The sequence below is a fragment of the Aquimarina sp. Aq107 genome, assembly GCF_943733665.1.
In the GTDB taxonomy this organism is placed as follows: domain Bacteria; phylum Bacteroidota; class Bacteroidia; order Flavobacteriales; family Flavobacteriaceae; genus Aquimarina.
This window is the reverse complement of record NZ_OX030782.1, coordinates 1,096,219-1,115,597: the sequence shown is the minus strand read 5'-3', so window position 1 is coordinate 1,115,597 and position 19,379 is coordinate 1,096,219. Positions and strand designations below refer to the sequence as shown.

General features: G+C 30.9%; 18 protein-coding genes. 15 read left to right on the top strand and 3 right to left on the bottom strand.

Annotated elements, in window-relative coordinates:
• The first annotated feature begins 1 nt into the window (after position 1).
• The 15 genes from NMK29_RS04540 (at position 2) to NMK29_RS04470 (ending at position 16,703) form a co-directional block, all read left to right on the top strand.
• Entirely contained in the window at positions 2–2,728 is a 2,727-nt protein-coding gene (locus NMK29_RS04540) for a CHAT domain-containing tetratricopeptide repeat protein (protein WP_108801770.1), read from the top strand.
• A 42-nt stretch (positions 2,729–2,770) separates the two neighbouring features.
• Positions 2,771–4,372: a vitamin K epoxide reductase family protein gene (locus NMK29_RS04535; protein ID WP_108801769.1), complete on the top strand. Its 1,602-nt coding sequence runs from the start codon at positions 2,771–2,773 to the stop codon at positions 4,370–4,372.
• Between the two features lie 123 nt (positions 4,373–4,495).
• Entirely contained in the window at positions 4,496–4,693 is a 198-nt protein-coding gene (locus NMK29_RS04530) for a hypothetical protein (protein ID WP_027395658.1), read from the top strand.
• 190 nt (positions 4,694–4,883) lie between these two features.
• Positions 4,884–5,114, top strand: coding sequence for a hypothetical protein (locus NMK29_RS04525; protein ID WP_027395657.1), 231 nt, complete (start codon positions 4,884–4,886; stop codon positions 5,112–5,114).
• A gap of 79 nt (positions 5,115–5,193) precedes the next feature.
• Positions 5,194–5,376, top strand: coding sequence for a hypothetical protein (locus NMK29_RS04520; RefSeq protein ID WP_027395656.1), 183 nt, complete (start codon positions 5,194–5,196; stop codon positions 5,374–5,376).
• 468 nt (positions 5,377–5,844) lie between these two features.
• The gene (locus tag NMK29_RS04515) at positions 5,845–8,712 is read left to right on the top strand and encodes a pitrilysin family protein (protein WP_234424199.1); all 2,868 of its coding nucleotides are present in this window, start codon (positions 5,845–5,847) and stop codon (positions 8,710–8,712) included.
• Between the two features lie 149 nt (positions 8,713–8,861).
• Positions 8,862–10,073 carry a hypothetical protein gene (locus tag NMK29_RS04510; RefSeq protein WP_108801767.1) on the top strand — a complete coding sequence of 404 codons (1,212 nt, stop codon included), beginning with the start codon at positions 8,862–8,864 and terminating at the stop codon, positions 10,071–10,073.
• Positions 10,074–10,210: 137 nt separating this feature from the next.
• Positions 10,211–10,975: a ParA family protein gene (locus NMK29_RS04505; RefSeq protein ID WP_027395653.1), complete on the top strand. Its 765-nt coding sequence runs from the start codon at positions 10,211–10,213 to the stop codon at positions 10,973–10,975.
• Between the two features lie 6 nt (positions 10,976–10,981).
• Entirely contained in the window at positions 10,982–11,887 is a 906-nt protein-coding gene (locus tag NMK29_RS04500; RefSeq protein WP_027395652.1) for a ParB/RepB/Spo0J family partition protein, read from the top strand.
• Complete coding sequence (locus tag NMK29_RS04495; RefSeq protein WP_108801766.1) at positions 11,877–12,491, top strand: DUF5683 domain-containing protein; 615 nt, start codon at positions 11,877–11,879, stop codon at positions 12,489–12,491. Before NMK29_RS04500 ends, NMK29_RS04495 begins: the two co-directional genes overlap by 11 nt.
• Positions 12,492–12,520: 29 nt before the next feature.
• Positions 12,521–13,219 (top strand): 4-hydroxy-tetrahydrodipicolinate reductase, encoded by a 699-nt coding sequence (gene dapB, locus NMK29_RS04490; RefSeq protein WP_108801765.1) that lies wholly within the window; start codon positions 12,521–12,523, stop codon positions 13,217–13,219.
• A 63-nt stretch (positions 13,220–13,282) separates the two neighbouring features.
• The gene (lepB, locus tag NMK29_RS04485) at positions 13,283–14,851 is read left to right on the top strand and encodes a signal peptidase I (RefSeq protein ID WP_108801764.1); all 1,569 of its coding nucleotides are present in this window, start codon (positions 13,283–13,285) and stop codon (positions 14,849–14,851) included.
• Positions 14,852–14,918: 67 nt separating this feature from the next.
• On the top strand, positions 14,919–15,548 hold the full coding sequence (locus NMK29_RS04480; protein ID WP_108801763.1) for a WbqC family protein: 630 nt from the start codon (positions 14,919–14,921) through the stop codon (positions 15,546–15,548).
• Positions 15,548–15,856, top strand: a complete 309-nt coding sequence (locus NMK29_RS04475) for a DUF6122 family protein (protein WP_108801762.1) — start codon at positions 15,548–15,550, stop codon at positions 15,854–15,856. Before NMK29_RS04480 ends, NMK29_RS04475 begins: the two co-directional genes overlap by 1 nt.
• A 76-nt stretch (positions 15,857–15,932) precedes the next feature.
• The gene (locus NMK29_RS04470) at positions 15,933–16,703 is read left to right on the top strand and encodes a M949_RS01915 family surface polysaccharide biosynthesis protein (RefSeq protein WP_108801761.1); all 771 of its coding nucleotides are present in this window, start codon (positions 15,933–15,935) and stop codon (positions 16,701–16,703) included.
• Between the two features lies 1 nt (position 16,704).
• Here NMK29_RS04470 and NMK29_RS04465 read toward each other — a convergent pair whose 3' ends face one another.
• The 3 genes from NMK29_RS04465 to NMK29_RS04455 are packed head-to-tail and all read right to left on the bottom strand — an operon-like array spanning position 16,705 to position 19,378.
• On the bottom strand, positions 16,705–17,721 hold the full coding sequence (locus NMK29_RS04465) for an endonuclease/exonuclease/phosphatase family protein (protein WP_108801760.1): 1,017 nt from the start codon (positions 17,719–17,721) through the stop codon (positions 16,705–16,707).
• Between the two features lie 2 nt (positions 17,722–17,723).
• On the bottom strand, positions 17,724–18,620 hold the full coding sequence (locus NMK29_RS04460) for a rhomboid family intramembrane serine protease (protein WP_108801759.1): 897 nt from the start codon (positions 18,618–18,620) through the stop codon (positions 17,724–17,726).
• Positions 18,620–19,378, bottom strand: coding sequence for a rhomboid family intramembrane serine protease (locus NMK29_RS04455; RefSeq protein WP_108801758.1), 759 nt, complete (start codon positions 19,376–19,378; stop codon positions 18,620–18,622). The genes NMK29_RS04460 and NMK29_RS04455 overlap by 1 nt, the downstream gene beginning before the upstream one ends.
• Position 19,379 lies beyond the last annotated feature (1 nt).

Genomic DNA, 19,379 nt, shown 5'->3' with positions numbered 1-19,379 from the left:
AATGTATTTAAAATTTAAGTTTTATATACTTACTTTTTTTTTACTCTTTTCAGTTCTTTTAGTACAAAAACTAAATGCTCAATATAGCTACCAAGAGATTAAATCCTTAAGCTTAACTGAAGATATTACAGAAAAAAAAGCAGACCATATACTTAATTCGATATTAAAAAGGGATACGCTCTATGCTAAAACAGCACACAGTTTATCCTTTTTCTTTAAAAAGAATCAAAAAAATTATGATTTAGCCATAAAATATGGTCGAATTGAGATAACAACTTTAGATAGCTTAAACATCAATGATAGTAATTACACTAATGGTTTATATAATTTAGGCAAATTCTTTTTTTTAAAAGAAAAATACGATAAGGCTATAGAATACTACAACAAAGCGATTAAATCCAATAAATTCCCTAAAAAAGTTGCCCAATCGTATTGTGAAATTGCGGATTGTTATTTTGAAAAAGGAGATTATTATAAATCCATAAATTATTATAATAAAGGCTTACCTCTTCTAGAGAAACACGGATCAGAAGTAAGTCTTGTTTTAAAATACAATCAGCTTTCTAAAAATTGTAATAAAATGAATTCTAAAGAAAGTACTGATCTTGGAATCCATTATTTAAAAAAAGGAGATAGTATTATCAAAAACTCTTCAGAAACTAATAGGTTTAACCGTTACATTCATGGTTTAAACACGGGTTTCGCAAATCTATATGCATTGCCGCATAGGTACAATTTTAATAAAGCGAAGGACTATTATAACCAAAACCTTCATAGTTCTTTATCCGAAGATGATAGTTTAACAATAGCTAATACATATTTAAATATTGGAGAATTATATTTAAAAAGAAAAAATGACAGTTGTCTTTATTTTTTTAAAAAAAGTTTACAATATGACTCTATAAAAAAAACAGACACTTATGAAACTTATAGAAACTTAGCCGATTATTATACCTCTAAACTAGAATACAATAAAGCGTTATCGCAAGTAGAAACATCTATAACTCATAATTTGAGGATTACGTCATCGGTTAATCTTGATTTAATTTCTATAAAAAAATTGTTAGATCTTAAAGATCAAAGATCAATCATTAGTGCCCTAAAAGCTAAAACAAAAATATTATTAAGCCTTTACGAAAAAGAGCACAATAAAGAACATTTACTAGAAGGTATTAAAACAGTTCATTTTGCCAACAAATTAATTACACTACTTGTAAATTATAGCACTGAAACGGCAACTAAATATCTATGGCGAGAAGAAGTTTCTGAAATCTTTAATTTAGGTGTTTATATTGCCTATTTATTAAAGGACTCAGAATTAATGTTTCAGTTTATAGAAGAAGACAAAGCATTTCTTCTAACTCAGGATATTAATGCTAATATTAAAAATGTAAACCTTCCTCAACATATTATTAACAAACAAATACAATTTAGAAAAAGAATCCTTGAATTAGAGAGCAAAAGTAAAAATAGCAATCTATCTCAAAAAAAAGATTCTCTGTTTAACCTCAAGATTGTCTATCAGAATTTTAAAGATTCTCTTCAAGAGAAGTATCCCAATTACTTCGAAAATAAAAATAAAGTACAATTGATTTCGTTAGAAGATGCAATTGCACAATTAGACAACCGAAGTGTTGTTATTTCGTATAGCATATTAGACAACACGAATGAAATAAACCAAAAAACCATTTTAGGTTTATTTATCTCTAAAACCGCCACTATTCCTTTTAAAGTTGAAGACTCAGAGGAAACCTTAAAGCAGTTAAAAAAGTATAAAAAAGTAATTTCGAAACCATTAAGAACCAAAAAGGAGTTTCACCAGTTTTATAAGACATCGTACCTTTTATATAATAATCTTATGCCAACCGATAGGATCAAAAAAGGTATTCATAAAAAACATCTTATTGTTATTCTTGATGATGAATTACAAAACACACCTTTCGAAGCTTTTACGACAACTAACAATAAACTAAAGTATCTTATAGAAGATCATGACTTAAGTTATGCGTATTCCTTGTCGTTCCTAAATTTCAATAAAGACATTCAAAGAAAGTATACTAAAGAACTATCCTCTTTTGCGCCTGTACATTTTAATCGATCCAAACTCCCCTCCTTAACATATTCAGAAAATGAAATTAATCAGATTCATGAGATGTTTACTTCAAGCCAAAGTTATATGCACGTTAATGCATCTAAAAATAACTTCTTAAGCAGTAGCATTAATTCTAAAATTATTCATTTAGCAACACACGCTGATGCTAGCAAAAAACCTGTAATTTATTTCGCAAAAGATTCATTAGAACTTCACGAACTCTATACATACAAAAACAATGCTGATTTAGTTGTTTTAAGTGCCTGCGAAACAAATCTTGGGGAAGTTAAAAAAGGAGAAGGAGTACTTAACCTCACCCGAGGTTTCTTTTATTCTGGTGCAAATTCGGTTATTTCATCCATTTGGAAAATTAATGATGGTACAAGCTCCTCAATCATGCAAGATTTTTATTCTAACTTAAAAGACAAACAGTCAAAAGTCTCAGCATTAAACAATGCGAAGAGAAAATACTTATCAGAAAACAGCTTATCAGAAAAATCACCTTATTACTGGGCCTCATTTATTCTAGTAGGCGATACTGAACCAACCTTCAATAGTAGCTTTCACGCTTATTACCTAATCGCATTTTTACTACTTCTAGTTTTATTTTTATTTTTTATAAAAAAAAAAGGGTAACATTTCAATCATTATTGAACAGTCTCGTAAATATTCTAAATTTTGAAAGACAGTTTAATATATATTACACAAAGGTTATTAAAAAAGAATAAAATTTCTTTTGATAAAAAAGAGTTTAGTTTTCAGATCCAAAGTCATCCATCATACCCAAGCTTACATGCAATAACTGGAGTATTAGATCATTTTAACATAGAGAACATTGCAGCCGATGTTCCCGTAAACTCAGAAACACTAGCACAATTACCTAATAATTTTTTAGCCCAGATCTATCTTGATAATAATGGTAAAGACCTAGTATTTGTTGAAAAAGACAAAAAAACAAAAGATTATAATATCCTTTCAAAGGATAACGAAAAGGAAACTGTCTCTCAAGAACAATTCTTACAAAAATTTACGGGAATTATAGTAGCTGTAGAAAATGAAAAAAGTGAAAGTAAAACCGTAAAAACGTCTAATACAAAAGAAATCTTATTATTTGGTGTACTTACAGTCTCGTTTTTTATAGCGTTATTTTATCAACGACCTCTATTAATTAATCTTGTTCATACCGTATTATCTATACTCGGGATTATAATTAGTTTAGTGATACTAAAACAAGAAAATGGAGAAAAAACGAGTATTGGAAATGCATTTTGCTCAGGAAATACAGAAAAAAAAGATTGTGATGCTGTTTTAACTTCTAAAGGAGCAAATCTTTTTAAAGGTCATAAACTAAGCGATCTAAGTTTACTGTATTTTTCGGGCTTAACTCTTACTTCTTTATTACTCACCGCAAATTTTTACACGATTCATCTCATTAGCATTTTAGCTTCTATTATTACATTATACTCTATATACTACCAATATGCTATTATCAAAAAATGGTGTTTACTATGTTTAACAATAGTTGGCATTTTATGGGTACAATCTGTCATTAGCTATTCCAATATTGAATCATCTAATTTAATTACAGTATACAGTATTGCCATATTCATTTTAAGTTATACTATCGTATACACCATCTGGAATTATTTAAAACCCATTTTTATACAGCAAAAAGATCTACAAAAAAACAAAATAGCGTATCTAAAATTTAAAAGAAATTACACTTTATTTGACAGTTTACTCCAAAGGTCTGCAACATTAGATACTAACATAGACAATTTGCAAGAAATAATTTTTGGAAACGCTTCTTCCAAATTAGAACTACTAATTGTTACGAATCCCTTTTGTGGACATTGTAAACCAGTACACACAATTATTGAAGATATTTTAAAACAACACGGGAATAATGTTAGAATAATAGTTCGTTTTAACACTAATGTGGACCATTTAGAATCAAATCAAATAAAAGTAACAAGTAGATTAGTAGAGCTATATAATACACAAGGCCCAGAAATATGCCGACAAGCAATGAGCGCTATTTATATAGGAGAGAACGTTGAAAAATGGATCCAAACTTGGGGTGTTACTAATAACTTAAAAGCTAGTTTATCTGTTTTGAATACTGAAAAAGAATGGTGTACTAATAATGGTATAAATTTTACCCCAGAAATACTAATAAACGGAAAGGCTTATCCAAAAGAATATGAAAGAAAAGATCTACTATTTTTTATAGAAGACTTAGAAGAAAGCTACAATACTGAATCAGTACTCACCTACTAGCATAGCATCAATAGCAAAACCCCAAACTGGGGTTTTGCATAAACATATTCTCTCGCGAAGAATAGACATATAAAGTGAGTGTCTTAAAATGTTCACTACAAAAATAATTTTTAAATATTTATTATGAAAAAATCAATTTTAGAACTGGGGAAAACTTTAAACAAATCAGCGCAAAAAGAAATTAACGGAGGCCGCGCATTTTTTGACTGTTCAGATTTATGTAGAATTAGGGAAGAAGATAGACAATATCATATAGCACTTCAAATGGAGTTATATGGTGCAGATTTTTCTCATTGTACCTGTAGTGGACATTCTTGTTAACATCAGATTATTTAAAATACATAAAAGAAGTAGAATCTACTTCTTTTATGTATTTATCAAGCAAAAAAATCTTTAAAAAGCGTTTAGATTATTAGCAAACGTCTCTTTAAATAAATTCTCTCGCAAAGAATAGGCACATACAGTGAGTGTCTTAAAATGTTCACTGCAAAATAATTTTTAAATATTTATTATGAAAAAATCAATTTTAAAACTAGGAAAAGCTTTAACTAAATTGGATCAGAAACTCATTAAAGGAGGTACAGATCCTATTGCTGGTTTTCCTGGAGGTGGAGGAAATGGAGGAGGTTCAGGAGATTCTTCCAGATGTTTCTGCTTAATACAAAAATTTGGAGGATTTTATCCTGTTTATGTAGACTGCAATGACAAATGTACTGATGGTAGTGATCCTCTATCTAATTAGTTTAAAAACTATAAAAGAATAGACATAAATGGTGAGTGTCTATAAATATTCCCTGTAAAATAATTTTTAAATATCTATTATGAAAAATCAAATTTTAAACATAGGAAAGCCTTTAAACAAAATAGAACAAAAGAAAGTCTTTGGAGGTAAATTCGGTGGCGAATGTAAGTCCGCTAGAGAGTGTTGGATGGCAACAGGTCAAACTGGTAGCGCAACTGACTACATATGTATTGATGGACATTGTGCCTTTAATCCATTTTAAATTATTATAGTCAAACATTTTTACACCTATCAAAAGGAATAAAAATAGGTTATAATAGTACTGGGAAGCAAAACTTCCCAGTATATTTTTCTTTGTAATTTTGTCCATAAACATTTTGTTTGATTAAAAAATGAAATCCTTCATTTCTTTCCTAAAAACTAATACCCAAGCTTCCCCCACTAAACTAGAAATGCAATATACTTCACAGGTCATTTTACAGTTGTAGATAAAGTGTCTTCGTTTTTTTATAAAGTAACTAGGTAACAAATCTATTCTTTACGACACTTATATATATATAGAATAGCTAATTAAAAAATTATAAAAGATTACCAGCTATAGAACTTCTATACAACAGAAAACTCATCAAAATCAAATATTCAACTAAAAAAATAGTTCAATAATAAAAAGTTTAACTACTTTTAAAAAATAATCAAGGAACAAATTCACACTAACCATAATATGTCATCGATGATTAAAAAAACAATTTTTAATACATTTATTGGAGCTTTTTTATGTAGTATCCCATTTTCCGGAATAGCTCAATCTAGCGATACTAAAGAGTTAAACGCAGCATCTAATGTAAAAAATGAAGATAAAATACCCGTAGATCCTAATGTAAAGATTGGGAAATTAAAAAATGGTCTCACCTATTATATACGTAATAATGGAAAACCTGAAGACAAGGTCGAATTAAGATTAGTTGTAAACGCAGGTTCTATTTTAGAGGACGAAAACCAATTAGGTTTGGCTCATTTTATGGAACATATGAACTTTAATGGAACTAAGAACTTTAAAAAGAATGATCTTGTAGATTACCTACAAACCATTGGAGTTAAATTTGGAGCGGACCTTAACGCATATACTAGTTTTGATCAAACAGTTTATATTTTACCTATTCCTAGTGATGATCCAGAAAAGCTAGAAAAAGGATTTCAAATCATTGAAGATTGGGCGCATAACGCAGAATTAACCGAAGAAGCTATCGATGGAGAAAGAGGTGTCGTACTAGAAGAATACCGTTTAGGTAAAGGTGCTAATGAGCGTATGCTACAAGAGTATTTACCTATTATAGCCTATAATTCTAGATATTCGGAACGTTTACCTATAGGGACTAAAAAAATATTAGAAAACTTCAAATATGAAGATGTAAGGAGTTTTTACAAAGACTGGTATCGTCCAGATTTAATGTCCGTAGTAGCAGTAGGTGATCTTGATGTAGCTACCTTGGAACAAAAAATTAAAGATCACTTTAGTGGCTTACAAATGCCGTTAAACCCTAAGAAAAGAGAAACTTACGACACCCCTAATCATAAAGAAACGCTTATTGCTGTTGTATCGGATAAAGAAGCCTCAAACTCTGTTGTTAGACTTATGTATAAAGACAGAGAGGTTTCAGAACCAATGACTACAGTAGGAGATTACAGGAAGGCCATTGTAGAAAGAGTATTTACCCAAATGATGAATAGCCGTTTAAACGAATTACGTAATAAACCTAATCCACCATTTGTATTCGCAGGAAGTAGTCATAGTGGAACTTTTGCCCGTAATAGGGAAGCATATCAATCCTTTGCCTTAACCTCAGAAACAGGTCAGTTAATCGCTTTAAAAACAATACTTCAAGAAAACAAAAGAGTTCAAAAACATGGATTTAAAGCTAGTGAATTAGAGCGTGCAAAGAAGCAAATTTCTGCTAATTGGGAAAAGCAATTTAAAGATAAAGACAAAAGAGAATCTGCTCGTATTATCGGTGAGTATATTAACAACTATCTAGAACAAGAACCAATTCCAGGGATCGAATGGGAATATCAATACACAATGTCACAACTACCAACCATTACTCTTGAAGAGGTTAATGGACTGATTAAAGGTTTTTTACACGATGACAATCGAGCTGTAGTTATGACTGGACCAGAAAAAGATGGTTTAAAACAAGTAACAAAAGAAGAAATCCTTGCATTACTAAAAGAAATAGAAACAGCAGATATTGAGGATTACAAAGATGAGAAAGTTCGTGAAAATTTAATTGAAAAAATGCCAAGTCCTGGTACAGTGGTATCATCTAAAAAAGACGAAAAACTTGATGTTACTATTTTAGAATTAAGTAACGGAGCCAAAATCACATATAAGAAAACTGATTTTAAAAATGATGAAATCTTATTTTCTGCGTATAGCTATGGAGGAAGCTCTTTATTTTCATTAGAAGATTACAAGCAAGTAAGTTTTGGATTGGGGAGTATTGCTCAAACCGGACTCGGAGGATTATCTCTTAACGACATGAATAAAGTAATGGCTGGGAAAATTGCTAGAGTTCGTCCGTATATAAATAATTTATCCGAAGGATTTAATGGGTCTGCTACTCCCAAAGATTTAGAAGTGCTATTTCAACAAATACACCTTTACTTTACTAGTGTCAATAAAGATGAAAAAGCGTTTAGATCCGATCAGGAAAAAACAAAAGGTTTTTTAGCGAACTATTTATCTAATCCTCAAAGTTACTTTAGAGAGGAGTTTAATAAGTTTCAATTTCAAAAAGATCCAAGGTATACTGGTTTTCCTACACCTGAGAAATTAGATGCGGTTAACTACGATTTAGCCTATGAAAAATATAAAGAAAGATTTGCAGGAGCTGGAGGTTTTAATTTCTATTTTGTTGGTAACATTGACGAGTCTAAACTAAAACAATATGCAGAAACATATATTGCTAGCTTACCAGATATCGGTAAAGATGAGATTTATAAAGTTTCAGATTTCAGACCATTATCTGGTGCTCATGAAAAAACAGTCTATAGAGGTAAGGATCCAAAAAGTTCGGTAAACATTATCTGGAGAGGAGAGACAACCTATGATAGATCCGAAAAATTAGCGATCGAAGCATTAGGAGAAATTCTAAGTATCAAACTTATAGAGAAACTTAGAGAAGAAGAAGGTGGTGTATATGGTGTTGGAGCGAGAGGTAATATGTACAAAATAGGTCCATCTGGAGGTTATAGTGGATATCGTTTTTCAATCTCTTTCCCTTGTGGACCAGAAAATGTAAAAAAACTTACTGATGCCGCTATTGCAGAGGTAAAAACAATAATAACCCAAGGACCAACTGATAAGGATCTGGCTAAAATAAAAGAATCCAGATTATTAAGTTATAAAGAACAAAGTAAGCAAAATTCATTCTGGTTAGGCAATCTTCAGAATGCAGATTATAATCAGATCAAATTAGAAATCGGAGATACATATGCAGAAACTATTCAAAAATTATCTAAACAAGATATTCAAAAAATAGCTCAAAAATATGTAGATACTGGTTATATTTTAGGTGTATTAATGCCAGAAAAAGAATAAATAAAACATAATATTCACTTCGAAGGCCGTCTGTTTCAGTAGACGGCCTTTTTTATTTATAAACCTAAATAAAATTAAAAAAATATCCCATTCTATACAGTAACATTTATTCATTTAATGACACTATAATGTATAAATAAATAGCAAAAATGAAGAATACAATTATTTTACTAATCGCATTATTAATAAGCACAATAACTTCTGCTCAAAATAAATTTGAACCAGGAACTATCCATTTAAAAGACGGATCAAAACAAGAGGGATTGATTCAATTTTTTAATAAAAAAAATTACAAATCAATTCTATTTAAAAAACTAGAAGAGAGTGAGGTAAAAACGTTTACAACTAATCAAATTGATTATTATGCTTTTGATAATGTTGATAAAAAAGTAATTACCGAGTTAATCAACCTCTCTCCTGTTTTTCTTGAAGTAATTATTGAAGGAAAAGCAAGTCTCCTTTTATACAATGATAAAAATGGTGACAAAAGATATTTTCTGAAATCCAAAAAATCAGGTTTGAAAGAACTGGATATTATTACAAAAAACAAAGGGGACTTGAGTAAAGGACAATTCAAGTTAAAACGATATGTTGGAATTTTAAATCTTGAATTTAATGATTGTGAAAACTTAAAAATCCGAGCAAATAATATTAAACTAACACTAACCAGTTTATCTAAAGCCTTTTTAGAATATAACAATTGTTCAGGAAGTACCTCTTTTAGTTCCGAACGATTAAAAAGAGAAGATATACATGACCTTGTAATACTAGCAGGTTTATATTCTACAAAAATTAAAGAAAAAGGAGACGGAATAAGAGGAATGGGGTTTGAAAACTCTTTAACGCCATCAATAGAAATCCATTATATATATACTCCTACTCTATTCAACTCTAAAACTTCACTTTCGATTGGAGCTTCCTATAATGAGATAAACTCAGAAACAGACTACTTTAGAAACGTCCCTGTTTTAATAGGAGATTATGTCACAACCAAAGTAAATCCTAAAACTTTAAATCTTAGGTTTGGTATTTATTATAACTTTAGTCAATCAAAGAAAAAATTAAATAGCAACTTAGGGATATTTTATATAAATAGTCGGTTACTTAATTCAGATAAAACATATCTAAGGATTGATACTGATGGAAATGAAGAATATTTTTATGAAGATTTTAATGTTCCAATATTAAAGTCTTCTTCGGGATTTGCGATAGAGCTAGGTTTTAATTACAATGTTTATAAAAATAATGACATAATAGCTAAGGTAGGGTATGAAAGAATAGGAGATTTTTTAGATTTTGTAGGAGCTACATATGCAAGTAATACATTCACTCTAAAATTAGGTTATAGTTTTAATTTATAACTTTTATATAATAATAACATCTTCTCAGAGACCGTCAACACTGATGGTCTCTTTTTTATTAAGCACTGTTAATATTTTTCATTTTTATAATGTATAATTAATTGTATTTTTATCGCTTAAAATCCAAATCTCCCCCTATGGGTAAAATAATAGCGATTGCCAATCAAAAGGGTGGTGTTGGTAAAACAACCACCTCTGTAAATTTAGCTGCTTCTCTAGGAGTATTAGAGAAAAAAGTATTATTAATAGATGCTGATCCACAAGCCAACGCGACTTCTGGATTAGGATTAGATGTAGAAAGTGTCGAAAAAGGAACGTATCAGATTCTAGAACACACCATCAATCCTAAAGAAGCAATATTAGAAACTACTTCTCCTAATGTAGATATTATACCAGCACATATCGATCTTGTTGCTATCGAAATCGAATTAGTAGATAAAGACGAACGCGAGTATATGCTAAAAAAAGCAATCGATGATCTTAGATCAGCGTATGATTACATACTGATTGATTGCGCACCTTCATTAGGTTTATTAACGTTAAATGCATTAACCGCATCTGATTCTGTTATTATACCTATCCAATGTGAATATTTTGCTTTAGAAGGGTTGGGGAAATTACTTAACACTATCAAAAGTGTTCAGAAAATCCATAATCAACAATTGGATATAGAAGGATTATTACTTACCATGTATGATTCTAGATTACGATTATCGAATCAAGTGGTAGAAGAAGTGCAAAAACATTTTAATGAAATGGTTTTTAAAACAATCATTCAGAGAAATATACGTTTAAGTGAAGCTCCTAGTTATGGTGAGAGCATAATTAATTATGATGCTTCTAGTAAAGGTGCCAGCAATTACTTAAGTTTGGCACACGAGATTATAAAGAAAAATAGTTAAGGATTCATGGCGAAGGCAACCAAAAAACAAGCATTAGGTAGAGGTTTATCAGCTTTGCTGAAAGACCCGGAAAATGATATAAAATCAGCTGATGATAAAAATGCTGATAAGGTAGTTGGTAATATTATAGAATTAGATCTTAATAGTATTGAGGTTAATCCTTTTCAACCAAGGACCAGTTTTAATGACGAAACACTTCAAGAGCTTGCTACTTCAATAAAAGAAATAGGTGTGATACAACCTATAACTGTTCGTAAGTTAGATTTTGATAAATATCAATTAGTTAGTGGAGAAAGACGTTTTCGTGCATCTAAATTAGTTGGCTTAAAAACGATTCCTGCATACATCCGTATTGCCGATGATCAAGAATCGTTAACTATGGCTTTGGTAGAAAATATCCAACGTCAAGATTTAGATCCAATAGAGATTTCTCTATCATACCAGCGATTGATCGATGAGATTAAGTTAACTCAAGAACAATTAAGTGATCGTGTTGGTAAAAAAAGATCTACTATTGCGAATTATCTAAGACTATTAAAATTAGACCCTATTGTACAAACAGGTATTAGAGATGGTTTTATCTCTATGGGGCATGGAAGAGCATTGATAAATATCGACGATCAACAACAGCAACTCGATATTTATGAAAAAATTATAGGAGATTCTTTATCTGTCCGTAACACTGAAAAATTAGTTAGGTCTTTAAACAATAAAGAAGAAAAAACCGATACTGAAAAAACGGAAAATAAGGCTCCTCAATATATTTTGAAAGGAATTAAAGATTTCTCAGAATATTTTGGAGCTAAGATTGATGTTAAAGTTTCCAGTAATGGACGAGGGAAATTAATAATCCCGTTTTCTTCTGAAGAAGATTTTAAACGCCTAAAGAAACTTATTGATAGTGAAAACTAAGTCATTTTATATTATTTTATTTTTATGCTTTTTTGTTCATAATGCTTTTTCTCAAGAAGAAAATGAGAATAAAGAGAATGATGAATTAAAAGTAGTTACAGAAAAAGTAGCAGTTAAAAAGAAAAAGAAGAAAAGAAATAAAAAAATTAGACCCTATGAGCCTTTGGCGCCAGCTCGTGCTGCTTTTTATTCTGCTATACTACCAGGTTTAGGTCAAGCTTATACTGGAAAATACTGGAAAATACCTATTGTTTATGGAGCGTTAGGCGCTGGGGTATACTTCTATTTGGAAAATAATCGAGTTTACAATGAACTTCGAGATGCCTATAAAGGAAGATTAGCTGGGATTGATCCAAGTGATCTTGATTTCCCAGATTTTAGCGATGAACAGTTAATTGATCTACAACGAAGATTTAGAAGAGATCAAGAATTATCTTTATTAATTACCGCAGGTTTATATGTCCTTAATATTATCGATGCTAATGTTACCGCACATTTACAGCAGTTTAATGTCTCAAAAGATTTATCTTTTAAACCTAAAATAAAATTCAACGAATTTGATGCCAGACCTAGTTATGTTATGTCATTAAATTATAGTTTTTAGATTTTATAACCAACAACCACCAAAAAAATATGAACATTGCTCTTTTAGGATATGGCAGAATGGGTAAAACCATAGAGAAAATTGCAACAGAGAGAGGTCATTCTATTGCACTTATAGTTGATAAGGACGATAAAGATTATGATATATCTGTAGCTGATGTAGCTATAGATTTTAGCATTCCTTTTGCTGCAGTAAACAATATTACCAACTGTTTCAATGCTGGAGTTCCTATTGTTTCTGGAACAACAGGTTGGCTGGACCACTATGATCAGATCATATCTTTGTGTCAGGAAAAAAAAGGAGGTTTTATTTATGCTTCTAACTATAGCTTAGGCGTTAACTTGTTCTTTGAACTAAATAAAAAATTAGCAAAAATGATGCATCCTATCGAAGGGTATGACATCAAAATGGAAGAAATTCATCATACACAAAAATTAGATGCTCCGAGTGGAACCGCTATTACCTTAGCCGAAGGGGTTATTGAAAATAGTAATAAAGATAGATGGCTTTTAGATCAAGGAAATGAGACAACAATACCTATTGTTGCCAAAAGAATTGAAAATATTCCTGGAACTCATACTGTTACATATACTTCTGCTGTAGATGATATAGAAATTAAACATACTGCACATAACCGACAAGGGTTTGCATTAGGTGCTGTTGTGGCCGCAGAATGGTTATCTGGCAAAACAGGTGTTTATGGAATGAAAGACGTTTTAGGTTTATAACTAAAAAATAAAAAGTGTAACACTTTTGATGTTACTTACACTTATATTAAAAACATACACAGAATGACACTATCAGAATGGTTTATTTTTTTCCTGGCAGTACAAGTAATACATTTCTTGGGAACATGGAAACTATACGTTAAAGCAGGAAGAAAAGCTTGGGAAGCAGCAGTACCTGTATACAATGCAGTTGTTTTAATGAAAATAATTAATCGTCCTTGGTGGTGGGTTATATTACTATTTATTCCGGTGATCAATGTGATTATGCTTCCGGTTGTATGGGTCGAAACTATTAGAAGTTTTGGAAAAAATACAACAACTGATACCATACTAGTAATTGTAACATTAGGTTTCTACATCTATTACGTAAACTATATGTTAGATGTGAAACACATAGAAGACAGGGATCTAAAACCAAAAACAGGTACCGGAGAATGGGTTAGCTCTATTCTTTTTGCGGTAGTTGCTGCTACATTAGTTCACACATACTTTATGCAACCATATACGATACCAACGGGATCTTTAGAAAGAACACTTTTGGTTGGTGATTTCTTATTTGTAAGCAAATTTCATTATGGGGCGAGAACACCAATGACATCAGTTTCTTTTCCTATGGTTCATGATACTATTCCTTTAGTAAAGACTAAATCATACAATAGCGATATACAATATCCATACTTTAGACTACCAGGTTTTCAAAAAATAAAGCGTAATGATATTGTAGTATTTAGCTGGCCTGTAGATACAGTTCGATTTTTTAGAGATCCTTCTGGAATTCATGTTTACAAACCAATTGATAAAAAATCCAATTATGTAAAAAGATGCGTCGGTATTCCCGGTGACTCTTTATCTATTGTTGACGGGTATGTGCATATTAATGGAAAACAAAACGAATTACCAGATAGAGCACAATTACAATTTTCTTATACAGGAAGCACTAAGGGAAAAGGGTTTAATATGCAGAACCTATACAATCGATATAAAATTAAACCAAACGAATTTGGTTACAACAATGAATTCTTCCAATCAGGAGGTCTAACAAATGAAGCTGCTAATAAATTCAAAAATCATCCTAATGTAGCCAGCATTCAAAGAAGCATTACTCCAAAAGGAGTAAAAGGTTCTGGTATTTTTCCTAACAACGGAAAGGTTAACTGGAATATTGATAATTTCGGTGCAATTTATATTCCTGAAGCTGGTAAAACGGTTAAAATGGATCTAAAGAGTTTTTCTTTGTACAGAAGAATCATAGAAGTTTATGAAGGTTCAGAAATGGGAATAGATAATAAATTATCTGTAAATGGGACTAAAGTTTTATTAAATGGAAATCCAATTGATAGCTACACTTTCAAACAAGACTATTATTGGATGATGGGTGATAATCGTCATAATAGTGAGGATAGCCGTGCCTGGGGATATGTGCCAGCAAATCATATTGTAGGTAAGCCAGTTTTTATCTGGATGAGCTGGGATACTAATGCTAAAGGTTTATTTAACAAAATAAGATGGGAGCGTCTGTTTACCACAGTTGGTGGTAATGGAGAACCTGTATCATATTTCTATTATTTCTTAATTGCATTAGCAGGGTGGATAGTTTTCAGTAAATACCGTAAGAAAAAGAAAGCTGCGTAATACTATATATTTGTCCGTATATCCATCAAGCTTATTATCGTAATAAAACAAGTAATACAATTTTAGATTGAAAAACGTCCTACTCCACCCTATGTATTTTGGGTCTATTTCTCAGTATGCAGTAATAGCGCAATCTGATTCGATTATTTTTGAAAATGAGGACAACTATCAAAAACAAACGTATCGCAGTAGAAACTATATTTATGGTGCAAATGGAAAGCTATTGTTAACCATTCCGATAAAACATTCTGGTGACAAAAGTAATAACAAGCAACTATATAAAGATGTCAAAATAGAAAACGAATTTAAGTGGCAGTTACTCCACTGGAAATCTATTGAATCTGCGTACCGAACTTCTCCGTTTTTTGAGTATTATGAAGATGAGATGATACATCTTTTTGAAAAAAGAAAAGATTTCTTGTTGGACTTTAATTATGAATGTATGGAGGTTATTCAGGATTGCCTACAACTAGATGTTTCTTATACGAAAACATTAACTTATCAAAAAGAAGTCGAAACTGTAATTGATCTAAGAACATTGATAAATGCCAAAAAAGAGAAACAATACGAGCTATCGTCTTATATCCAGGTGTTTTCTGATAAGTACGGTTTCATTCCTAACCTTTCTATTTTAGATCTCTTATTCAATGAGGGAACGAATGCTCTTACTTACTTAGAAGAACAACAAATTTTTTAATGTTTCGCACATTAGTACATTACGGATTTCATTTTCTTATACCACTTGGTATTGCTTTTATACTATTCCCTAAACAATGGAAAAAAGTATATCTTATTTTTTTAGGAGCAATGTTAATTGATTTAGATCATTTAATAGCAAATCCTATTTTCGATCCAAACAGGTGTAGTATTGGGTTTCATTTCTTACATAGTTTACCCGCAATTACTTTGTACTTTTTAACACTAATTCCTAAAAAAACAAGAATTATTGGAATGGCATTGCTTTGGCACATTCTTACTGACTCTATTGATTGTTTAATGATATAGATCTTCTATTTAGAAAATATTTTTTAAATTTAGTACATAAATAAGCCCCCTAACGTTATTTATAAACCATATATCTATGAATAAACTTCTACTTTCTATCGTTATTCTTACATTTTTTTCTTGTGGTAAACAAACCAAAGATCCCAAAGAAGATTCTAATGCGCAAACAAAAAAAAATAACGCATTACCAATAGAAAAACACGCTACAATACCTGTAGACACTGCTTTAGCTAAAAAACTTACCAAAAAAGAAATGAACGCCGTTTTCTCTAACAGAAGACAGATTCAATTAGGTCTTTCCTATCCATTATATCAAGCATATAATTATAAAGATGATTCTGGTGAATATTACCTACTACTTACGGATCATAAAAAAATAATAAACGAAGAAAAAGATACTTTATATGATAATATATATGGAGTAAACTTACGAGTAGAAAAAAATCAATTCAAAAAAAGATCAACTATCAAAGGCGAAATAGATAAAGATTGGGAGGCATCAGTTGGTTTCTGGAATCAATATTCGCGACTATCAGATTTTGATGGAGATGGTGTAATAGATCCTATAATCGTTTACGGCACAATTACTCCGAGTAAATACGAAGATGGCAGGGTAAGAATCATTGCTTATAATAAAAAAAGCAGAGTGACTATCAAACACCAGAATAGCGAAATTCCTGATGGGAGAACTACCAAAATAAATAAAAAGTTCTATAATTTCCCGCCACAAATACAAGAAGCTGTTAAAACAATAATGAAATCAATGATTGAAAATGGTCATGCTGTTTTTGCAGACGATTGGGAAAAAAAGATGGCTAATAACGCTATAAGATTAGAAAATCAATAGATCAAAGCTTGATTCTAGAAGATATTGGATAATGATCCGAGAGCTCCACATCATAGCTCTTAAAACCAATTACTTCTGTCTCATCTGAAACTAAAATAAAATCAATTCTAGCTGGAAATAACTCAAAATTAAAGGTTTTCCCAAAACCTTTACCCGCTTCTTTAAAAGTATCTTGCAAATCTTCTGACTTTATTTTATCATAGATATAAGAATATGCCGTATTGTTAAAATCACCCATTACAATATTTCTATATGGTGATGACTTCATATGATCAATAAGTTGCTCTGCTTGACTTTGTTGTTTTTTAAAAGAAGTCTGGATACGTTTTAATAACTTTTGAGAATCTGCTTTAGCCAGATCATCTGTTTTAGTACTAATACCGTGAGATTGCAAATGAACATTATAAACTCTCACTGTATCTTCATCTGCAACAATGTCAGCGAAAATGACATTATTAGCGGTTTTTTCAAAACTTAATGAACCTTTGTTTATAAAAGGGAATTTAGAAAATATAACTAATGCTAGTTCTTTACTGCGATGATGAAAATAATCATATTTATAATCATATTGTGTAAAATCTATATCAGGATTATTATAAAATTCCTGCGCACAGAAAATATCAGGATTTTCGGTTTTTACTAATTCTGAAATCTCTTTTGGTATTTGATCCGAATCAATCCATTTAAATCGATTAAATGCGTGTACATTATAACTAAGTAAGGAAAGTGTTTTATCTGTATTATCTGATGATTTCCCACTTAACTTATATAAAGATGTTACATGAGATATTCCTAAAACCAATACGATCAATGACAATAACATTTTACGCTTAAGAAGGACAGCCCAATATAGCAGAAATAATGCATTAACAACAATTAATATAGGAACTGCAAGACTTAATACAGATAATAAAGGAAATGTTTGAGGAGAAACATAGGGTAATAAATAAGACATCAATAAGGCAAAAGCTACCAATGAATTGATAAAGAATACTATCTTATTTATCAGCTTTCTCATACCTAATCTTTGCCCGCCTTAAACAAAAAGTCTTTTTCCTGTTTGGTTAGGCTATCGTAACCACTTTTACTTATTTTATCCAATATCGCGTCTATTTCGGCTTGATTGGGGTTCTTAATTTTGGGTGCACCAGGCTTTTTAGAAACAGTATTTTTAGATTTCTTAGCTTTATGAACAGTTTTTAAAGGACTCTTCTTTTTAGGTTTAAACATACTTACCATAGCATCCATAAACTTCTCAAAACCACTTCCTATATCATTTCCTTTTTTAAGTTGCACAGCGTACAAATAACCAAATAAAGCTCCACCCAAATGCGCTATATGTCCACCTGCATTCCCAGAAGGTATTTGAATAATATCTAATAGCACAAAAAACGCTGCAATCCACCAAAACTTAACACTACCAATAAACATTAACCTAACGGACATATGCGGTATATAAGCCGCTGTAGCTATTAGAATAGCCATTACTGATGCAGAAGCTCCAAGTAACACAGAACTACCTACTTCAGAAAATACAGGAAATAAATTATATGAAATCATATAAAATATAGCTCCCATAATTGCACCTAAAAAATAAACAGTCAACACACGTTTTCCCGTAAGATAGGAAACGAAATATTTTCCAGAAAAGTATAAGATGATCATATTCGATGCTATATGCCAAAATCCACTATGTAAAAAAGCATACGTAACAATCGACCAAGGTTTCGTTAAAAATTCTCCTAGTTCTTTAGGAAAGGTAAACCAATCCGTTATAAATCCACTTGAAGAATTAAATAAGTAAGCAAATGTATTTATAAGATAAAACGATACAAATACAACAACATTAATCGTTATCAATTTTTCAATAATCGAAAAACTCCTAAACTTCAATTTTAAATCGTCTATCTGTGACATCAATTCCAACGATTTTGATTAAACGAATTCTTTTTCCAGTACCACATTGTAATAAACCCTATAACTGCTCCACCAATATGCGCCCAATGAGCAACATTCGTTGCCCCATAAATACTTTGACCGGTTATTCCTCCAAATAAGTCTAAAGCAAAGTATCCTGCAACCATATACTTAGCCTTTATCGGCACTGGAATAAACATAAGATATAATGGCAAATTAGGGTATAATACAGCAAAAGCAACTATAACTCCTGAAATAGCTCCAGAAGCACCAACCATAGGAGTTAAGTATGAACCAATCATTTGTTCAGTTACTTCTTGAGGAATATTTGGATATACCGTATACTTCCCTGTTGCCAATGTGTTATTCAAAAATTCTTTTATCTCTAAAACTGTAAATCCTGCTTCCTGATACGCTTGATAACCAGGTAAAAACTGAATATATGTAAACAAAATTTGTAAACCTGCTGCACCTAGTCCGGATGAAAAATATAAAAACAAAAACTTTTTCTGTCCGACCGAATTTTCTAAGTGACTTCCAAACATATATAACATAAACATATTAAAAAGAATATGTGTAAATGTCGACTGGCTATGCATAAACATATGCGTAATAATCTGCCATATCTGGAAGTTATCATTTTTCGGAAACCACAATGCAAATAACCTAAAAGCTGCATCTCCGAGAGTTAATGCACCTATAAAAAAGATAACATTAATTATTAATAAAGTTTTTACTGTATCTGTAATTCTCCCCATG

Bases quoted from the DNA above. Each gene is read 5' to 3' on its own strand.
- NMK29_RS04475 (WP_108801762.1), top strand. From the start codon at position 15,548: ATGTTTCGCACATTAGTACATTACGGATTTCATTTTCTTATACCACTT.
- NMK29_RS04540 (WP_108801770.1), top strand. From the start codon at position 2: ATGTATTTAAAATTTAAGTTTTATATACTTACTTTTTTTTTACTCTTT.
- NMK29_RS04505 (WP_027395653.1), top strand. From the start codon at position 10,211: ATGGGTAAAATAATAGCGATTGCCAATCAAAAGGGTGGTGTTGGTAAA.
- NMK29_RS04455 (WP_108801758.1), bottom strand. From the start codon at position 19,378: ATGGGGAGAATTACAGATACAGTAAAAACTTTATTAATAATTAATGTT.
- lepB (WP_108801764.1), top strand. From the start codon at position 13,283: ATGACACTATCAGAATGGTTTATTTTTTTCCTGGCAGTACAAGTAATA.
- NMK29_RS04460 (WP_108801759.1), bottom strand. From the start codon at position 18,620: ATGTCACAGATAGACGATTTAAAATTGAAGTTTAGGAGTTTTTCGATT.
- dapB (WP_108801765.1), top strand. From the start codon at position 12,521: ATGAACATTGCTCTTTTAGGATATGGCAGAATGGGTAAAACCATAGAG.
- NMK29_RS04515 (WP_234424199.1), top strand. From the start codon at position 5,845: ATGATTAAAAAAACAATTTTTAATACATTTATTGGAGCTTTTTTATGT.
- NMK29_RS04525 (WP_027395657.1), top strand. From the start codon at position 4,884: ATGAAAAAATCAATTTTAAAACTAGGAAAAGCTTTAACTAAATTGGAT.
- NMK29_RS04520 (WP_027395656.1), top strand. From the start codon at position 5,194: ATGAAAAATCAAATTTTAAACATAGGAAAGCCTTTAAACAAAATAGAA.
- NMK29_RS04530 (WP_027395658.1), top strand. From the start codon at position 4,496: ATGAAAAAATCAATTTTAGAACTGGGGAAAACTTTAAACAAATCAGCG.
- NMK29_RS04500 (WP_027395652.1), top strand. From the start codon at position 10,982: ATGGCGAAGGCAACCAAAAAACAAGCATTAGGTAGAGGTTTATCAGCT.
- NMK29_RS04465 (WP_108801760.1), bottom strand. From the start codon at position 17,721: ATGAGAAAGCTGATAAATAAGATAGTATTCTTTATCAATTCATTGGTA.
- NMK29_RS04470 (WP_108801761.1), top strand. From the start codon at position 15,933: ATGAATAAACTTCTACTTTCTATCGTTATTCTTACATTTTTTTCTTGT.
- NMK29_RS04510 (WP_108801767.1), top strand. From the start codon at position 8,862: ATGAAGAATACAATTATTTTACTAATCGCATTATTAATAAGCACAATA.